This window comes from Klebsiella sp. JN_Kp126 (assembly GCF_033843325.1).
GTDB classification, from domain to species: domain Bacteria; phylum Pseudomonadota; class Gammaproteobacteria; order Enterobacterales; family Enterobacteriaceae; genus Klebsiella; species Klebsiella michiganensis.
On the sequence record NZ_JAWXQV010000013.1, the window covers coordinates 1 to 6,680 of the forward strand.

The 6,680-nt window shown below is 38.4% G+C and carries 8 protein-coding genes and 2 pseudogenes; 5 read left to right on the top strand and 5 right to left on the bottom strand.

The genetic code is table 11. The features are described from left to right. A partial coding sequence (locus SIK97_RS00690; protein ID WP_224119096.1) for a hypothetical protein occupies nucleotides 1-123 on the top strand: 123 nt, incomplete at its 5' end. A gap of 30 nt (nucleotides 124-153) precedes the next feature. Here SIK97_RS00690 and SIK97_RS00695 read toward each other — a convergent pair. After that, nucleotides 154-549 (bottom strand): annotated as a pseudogene (locus SIK97_RS00695) (helix-turn-helix domain-containing protein); the annotation flags it as partial. Between the two features lie 87 nt (nucleotides 550-636). On the opposite strand from SIK97_RS00695, the gene tetC reads away from it, so the two are divergent. Then, complete coding sequence (gene tetC / locus SIK97_RS00700; protein ID WP_000428546.1) at nucleotides 637-1,230, top strand: tetracyline resistance-associated transcriptional repressor TetC; 594 nt, start codon at nucleotides 637-639, stop codon at nucleotides 1,228-1,230. Between the two features lie 112 nt (nucleotides 1,231-1,342). Here tetC and tet(B) read toward each other — a convergent pair whose 3' ends face one another. Continuing rightward, the gene (gene tet(B) / locus SIK97_RS00705; RefSeq protein ID WP_001089072.1) at nucleotides 1,343-2,548 is read right to left on the bottom strand and encodes a tetracycline efflux MFS transporter Tet(B); all 1,206 of its coding nucleotides are present in this window, start codon (nucleotides 2,546-2,548) and stop codon (nucleotides 1,343-1,345) included. A gap of 81 nt (nucleotides 2,549-2,629) precedes the next feature. Between tet(B) and tetR(B) the strand changes: the two genes are divergently transcribed. Next, nucleotides 2,630-3,253, top strand: coding sequence for a tetracycline resistance transcriptional repressor TetR(B) (gene tetR(B) / locus SIK97_RS00710; RefSeq protein ID WP_000088605.1), 624 nt, complete (start codon nucleotides 2,630-2,632; stop codon nucleotides 3,251-3,253). Here tetR(B) and SIK97_RS00715 read toward each other — a convergent pair. Genes SIK97_RS00715 through SIK97_RS00725 form a run of 3 tightly spaced genes read right to left on the bottom strand, consistent with a single transcriptional unit; the run spans nucleotide 3,231 to nucleotide 4,624 of the window. Continuing rightward, complete coding sequence (locus SIK97_RS00715; protein WP_001284954.1) at nucleotides 3,231-3,917, bottom strand: ArsR/SmtB family transcription factor; 687 nt, start codon at nucleotides 3,915-3,917, stop codon at nucleotides 3,231-3,233. The genes tetR(B) and SIK97_RS00715 overlap by 23 nt on opposite strands. 7 nt (nucleotides 3,918-3,924) lie before the next feature. Beyond that, a complete protein-coding gene (locus SIK97_RS00720) occupies nucleotides 3,925-4,311 on the bottom strand; it encodes a hypothetical protein (protein ID WP_000460651.1) in 387 nt (128 codons plus the stop codon). After that, complete coding sequence (locus tag SIK97_RS00725; RefSeq protein ID WP_000562370.1) at nucleotides 4,304-4,624, bottom strand: antibiotic biosynthesis monooxygenase family protein; 321 nt, start codon at nucleotides 4,622-4,624, stop codon at nucleotides 4,304-4,306. Before SIK97_RS00725 ends, SIK97_RS00720 begins: the two co-directional genes overlap by 8 nt. 443 nt (nucleotides 4,625-5,067) lie before the next feature. On the opposite strand from SIK97_RS00725, the gene gltS reads away from it, so the two are divergent. Further along, nucleotides 5,068-6,273 (top strand): sodium/glutamate symporter, encoded by a 1,206-nt coding sequence (gene gltS / locus SIK97_RS00730; protein WP_000599533.1) that lies wholly within the window; start codon nucleotides 5,068-5,070, stop codon nucleotides 6,271-6,273. Nucleotides 6,274-6,503: 230 nt separating this feature from the next. Then, nucleotides 6,504-6,623: pseudogene (locus SIK97_RS00735) on the top strand (LysR family transcriptional regulator); the annotation flags it as partial. Nucleotides 6,624-6,680 lie beyond the last annotated feature (57 nt).

The window sequence follows — 6,680 nt, forward strand, 5'->3', positions numbered from 1 at the left end:
CGCTTAGGCATGGAAGTTTTGCGGCATTCTGGCTACACAATAACAAGGGAAGACTTACTCGTGGCTGCAACCCTACTAGCTCAAAATTTATTCACACATGGTTACGCTTTGGGGAAATTATGAGGGGATCTCTCAGTGCATTGCCTCCAATTCCCATAATTTATTACGCCGATAATAACTTGGTGTAACCTTAAAAATGTACTTAAATCGACGTGTAAAAGATTGTTGGGAATCAAATTGATATTTTAATGCGATCTCAAGGATAGTTTTTTTCGTCAACCTCAACTCAACAGCCGCTTTCGTCAAACGACGAGCACGAATATAGCTAGCCAGTGTGACCCCTGTTACTTTTTTGAACAGCCGCTGAAAATACCACTTGGTATAACCCGCTTTATTCGCCACATCATCAAGCAGTAAAGACTGATCTAAATTATGTTCAATCCATAATAGAACATCTTTGATAACCGTTGTATGAAACTGCTTATCATCATATCTTAATTGGATGTTATTAGCTTTATTTTGATAGCGAGAATGCTGTTCAATATACATAAAATAACCTAAATGTTCTTAAGATTGTCACGACCACATCATCATGATACCATAAACATACTGACGGTATGTTATTTTAAATCTATCATGGAAAATAAAAATCATCAACAAGAAAATTTTAAGAGTACCTATCAATCACTGGTTAACTCAGCACGAATATTGTTTGTTGAAAAAGGCTATCAAGCTGTTTCAATAGATGAGATCTCGGGAAAAGCGTTGGTGACCAAAGGTGCCTTTTATCATCACTTTAAAAATAAAAAACAATTACTCAGTGCCTGTTATAAGCAGCAATTAATTATGATTGATGCCTACATCACAACAAAAACTGATTTAACAAATGGTTGGTCTGCCTTAGAAAGTATATTTGAACATTATCTTGATTATATTATTGATAATAATAAAAACCTTATCCCTATCCAAGAAGTGATGCCTATCATTGGTTGGAATGAACTTGAAAAAATTAGCCTTGAATACATTACTGGTAAGGTAAACGCCATTGTCAGCAAATTGATCCAAGAGAACCAACTTAAAGCTTATGATGATGATGTGCTTAAAAACTTACTCAATGGCTGGTTTATGCATATCGCAATACATGCGAAAAACCTAAAAGAGCTTGCCGATAAAAAAGGCCAATTTATTGCTATTTACCGCGGCTTTTTATTGAGCTTGAAAGATAAATAAAATAGATAGGTTTTATTTGAAGCTAAATCTTCTTTATCGTAAAAAATGCCCTCTTGGGTTATCAAGAGGGTCATTATATTTCGCGGAATAACATCATTTGGTGACGAAATAACTAAGCACTTGTCTCCTGTTTACTCCCCTGAGCTTGAGGGGTTAACATGAAGGTCATCGATAGCAGGATAATAATACAGTAAAACGCTAAACCAATAATCCAAATCCAGCCATCCCAAATTGGTAGTGAATGATTATAAATAACAGCAAACAGTAATGGGCCAATAACACCGGTTGCATTGGTAAGGCTCACCAATAATCCCTGTAAAGCACCTTGCTGATGACTCTTTGTTTGGATAGACATCACTCCCTGTAATGCAGGTAAAGCGATCCCACCACCAGCCAATAAAATTAAAACAGGGAAAACTAACCAACCTTCAGATATAAACGCTAAAAAGGCAAATGCACTACTATCTGCAATAAATCCGAGCAGTACTGCCGTTTTTTCGCCCCATTTAGTGGCTATTCTTCCTGCCACAAAGGCTTGGAATACTGAGTGTAAAAGACCAAGACCCGCTAATGAAAAGCCAACCATCATGCTATTCCATCCAAAACGATTTTCGGTAAATAGCACCCACACCGTTGCGGGAATTTGGCCTATCAATTGCGCTGAAAAATAAATAATCAACAAAATGGGCATCGTTTTAAATAAAGTGATGTATACCGAATTCGATTGCGTCTCAACCCCTACTTCGGTATCTGTATTATCACGTGTATTTTTGGTTTCACGGAACCAAAACATAACCACAAGGAAAGTGACAATATTTAGCAACGCAGCGATAAAAAAGGGACTATGCGGTGAAATCTCTCCTGCAAAACCACCAATAATAGGCCCCGCTATTAAACCAAGCCCAAAACTTGCCCCTAACCAACCGAACCACTTCACGCGTTGAGAAGCTGAGGTGGTATCGGCAATGACCGATGCCGCGACAGCCCCAGTAGCTCCTGTGATCCCTGAAAGCAAACGGCCTAAATACAGCATCCAAAGCGCACTTGAAAAAGCCAGCAATAAGTAATCCAGCGATGCGCCTATTAATGACAACAACAGCACTGGGCGCCGACCAAATCGGTCAGACATTTTTCCAAGCCAAGGAGCAAAGATAACCTGCATTAACGCATAAAGTGCAAGCAATACGCCAAAGTGGTTAGCGATATCTTCCGAAGCAATAAATTCACGTAATAACGTTGGCAAGACTGGCATGATAAGGCCAATCCCCATGGCATCGAGTAACGTAATTACCAATGCGATCTTTGTCGAACTATTCATTTCACTTTTCTCTATCACTGATAGGGAGTGGTAAAATAACTCTATCAATGATAGAGTGTCAACAAAAATTAGGAATTAATGATGTCTAGATTAGATAAAAGTAAAGTGATTAACAGCGCATTAGAGCTGCTTAATGAGGTCGGAATCGAAGGTTTAACAACCCGTAAACTCGCCCAGAAGCTAGGTGTAGAGCAGCCTACATTGTATTGGCATGTAAAAAATAAGCGGGCTTTGCTCGACGCCTTAGCCATTGAGATGTTAGATAGGCACCATACTCACTTTTGCCCTTTAGAAGGGGAAAGCTGGCAAGATTTTTTACGTAATAACGCTAAAAGTTTTAGATGTGCTTTACTAAGTCATCGCGATGGAGCAAAAGTACATTTAGGTACACGGCCTACAGAAAAACAGTATGAAACTCTCGAAAATCAATTAGCCTTTTTATGCCAACAAGGTTTTTCACTAGAGAATGCATTATATGCACTCAGCGCTGTGGGGCATTTTACTTTAGGTTGCGTATTGGAAGATCAAGAGCATCAAGTCGCTAAAGAAGAAAGGGAAACACCTACTACTGATAGTATGCCGCCATTATTACGACAAGCTATCGAATTATTTGATCACCAAGGTGCAGAGCCAGCCTTCTTATTCGGCCTTGAATTGATCATATGCGGATTAGAAAAACAACTTAAATGTGAAAGTGGGTCTTAAAAGCAGCATAACCTTTTTCCGTGATGGTAACTTCACGGTAACCAAGATGTCGAGTTAACCACCCTTTAGATTCATAAAGCGAAAATAATGCGGCTCCAACGTACCCACCTAAATGGAAACGGCGTTCACTCCAATCTAAACACGCACAACAGATTTTACGTGAATGTTTGGAAGGAACGTCAATTCCCATTTCATGAAAATATTGAATACCACTTAATGTGATCATTGAACCATTTTCAGTGATCCATTGCTGTTGACAAAGGGAATCATAGATCTTAACGGCAACTTCGCCAGCTAAATGATCATAGCAAGTACGTGCTTTTCGTAAATGCACTGGCGTGGAAACTTTGGCATGTACGCCATGGTTTAAGGAGATCCCCATCATACTTTCCATCAATTCAGCAATATCTTTTCCTGCTAGCCGAAAATAACGATGCTTGCCTTGAGCTACTACTGTGATTAGCTGGCAATCTAATAATTTAGATAAATGACTGCTCGCCGTTGAAGCTGATATATTCGCCACAGAACTTAGCTCAGTGGCCGTCCAAGCTCGCCCATCCATCAAAGCACTGAGTATTTTAACTCGTGAAATGTCAGACATAGCCGCCCCTATCGCGGCTATTGAGGACTCAAAGGTAACCTCTTTTCGTATTAAATTAGCCATCGCAAGTTCACTTTATTGCCCAAGGGAGCGTAACAGATGCAGCCATACTATCATTGTCCGTTATTAATATCAGTTGGTTAGCATGGTCACTGTATTGCACTAAAATATTAATGTTATTCTCCGCCAATACTCGTGCTATTTCGCCAAGTTCCCCCGGTTTTTCCTGTTTTAACTTACGAATTAATGGTGTCCGGATCGCAAGTACTAACAGTCCAGCTTGCTCTAGCGCTATTTTAGCTTCCTTTCCTTGTTCAACAAGAAAATGAGCATGGCATTCATCACCAACCGTAAATATCCCTCCCCCTTCCAATCCAATACCTTTATTACCTAATGTTTTTCCTAGTAATGCTAATTGTCCTATTTGATTATCTAAAACAACGTGAACATCAAACATTATCCTTGTCCTTTTTAAATGAATATTCGCGAGTAATATGAGCAATACTAATTTTGTAAAAATCAAATATTGACTCTCGCCCTTCTTGTTGAGCTTTCGCATGTAAAACATGATTTTTCCATTGCAGAACTGCGTATTCGTTTTCCCACCAAGATAGCGATAACATTTTTCCTTCTGTAGCTAGACTTTGAAAACGTTCAATTGAAATAAAACCAGCTACATGACTTAATAGTGGTCTTAACTCCTCAGCTAAAGTCAAATAGCGAGTTTGTTGGTCGGGTTGTATTTGCACCTCAAATATTACAGCAATCATATTTTTCTCCGTTATTAATCAACAAACAGAGTAATCCACCCGAAAATTAACACTTCGATAAGCAACGAAATATAGAAAGGTCATGCTGCTGTTTTATGTTGTATATCACACTTCTTTAAATTGCTCGGCCTGCGCTTATCATGTTCTCCTTCTCTTATAATTTTGTTTATTATTTATACTTTTTTATTTTTTGCTATCACCGAAAATAGTGCGGATCCCGCATGGTATTTAGGTTTACCCATCATTAAATACCATTGTTGTTATTTTAATCTTTTTAATATTTCATGATTAAGATCACACTAAAATTATGACCCTATTAACTAAAAGTTATGGATACCCTAATAAAACTCATTGTTAAAGATTAGTTAACCAAAGTAACTTCATTTTTCACTATTGTTAAATTGTTATAGTGAAAATTCTGGTAAACTAATAGAGGTAAAAAAATGATCCTAGATGCCAGTTATACATTATTAGTCGCATGTATCGCGCTACTCATAGGAATGTTTGTCGTAAAATTTACCCCGTTCCTACAAAAAAACCACATACCAGAAGCCGTCGTTGGTGGCTTTATTGTTGCAATTGTTCTGTTAATTATTGATAAAACATCAGGTTATTCGTTTACTTTTGATGCTTCATTGCAAAGTTTATTAATGCTCACATTCTTTTCCTCTATCGGGCTAAGTTCTGACTTTTCTCGACTGATTAAAGGAGGAAAGCCGTTAGTTCTATTAACTATTGCAGTAACGATCCTAATCGCCATTCAAAATACTGTCGGCATGAGTATGGCTGTCATGATGAATGAAAGTCCATTTATTGGCTTAATTGCAGGTTCAATTACTCTAACAGGTGGTCATGGTAATGCCGGAGCATGGGGCCCTATTCTCGCTGATAAATATGGTGTAACAGGCGCCGTTGAATTAGCGATGGCTTGTGCAACACTTGGATTAGTGTTGGGTGGTTTAGTTGGCGGCCCTGTTGCCCGTCATCTTTTGAAAAAGGTCTCTATTCCTAAAACAACCGAGCAAGAGCGCGACACTATCGTTGAAGCTTTTGAGCAACCAAGCGTCAAAAGAAAAATCAATGCAAATAACGTTATTGAAACCATTTCAATGCTGATTATCTGTATTGTTGTTGGTGGCTATATCAGTGCATTGTTTAAAGATACTTTTCTGCAACTGCCTACTTTTGTCTGGTGTTTATTTGTCGGTATTATTATCCGTAATACACTGACTCATGTATTTAAACACGAAGTGTTTGAGCCGACCGTCGATGTATTAGGTAGCGTTGCTTTATCGCTTTTCTTGGCAATGGCGTTAATGTCATTAAAATTTGGTCAATTGGCAAGCATGGCAGGGCCAGTATTAATTATCATTGCTGTACAAACTGTTGTCATGGTGCTATTTGCCTGCTTTGTCACCTTCAAAATGATGGGCAAAGATTATGATGCTGTCGTGATCAGCGCGGGTCACTGTGGCTTTGGTATGGGAGCAACACCAACAGCAATTGCGAATATGCAAACAGTCACAAAAGCATTTGGACCATCACATAAAGCTTTCCTTGTCGTTCCTATGGTCGGTGCCTTTATTGTTGATATTTCAAACAGTATCTTAATTAAAATATTTATTGAAATTGGTACATACTTTACCTAATAGCTACACACTACTCGGCGTACTTCTCCTAACAATTTATTATAGGGCAGTATGCCGAGCCGCTTTCTTACCCCGTATATTCCCCTAGTCAATCTATTTAGCTTGCACGTTTACGAATTAATTCTCGTGACAACTAAACCAAAATTTGAATTATGACGAGTATATCTGATTATTTATACTTTATTCGTTAGAATAGTCCGTAGAAATAAATAATCAGTAGGCTACATGGAATGAAATTAAGACATCTCGATATCTTTTATGCTGTAATGACTTGTGGTTCCTTAACGCGTGCGGCTGAAGTTTTACATATTTCTCAACCCGCGGCGAGTAAAGCACTCAAACATGCTGAGCACTGAGAGATCCCCTCATAATTTCCCCAAAACGTAACCATGTGTGAATAGATTTTG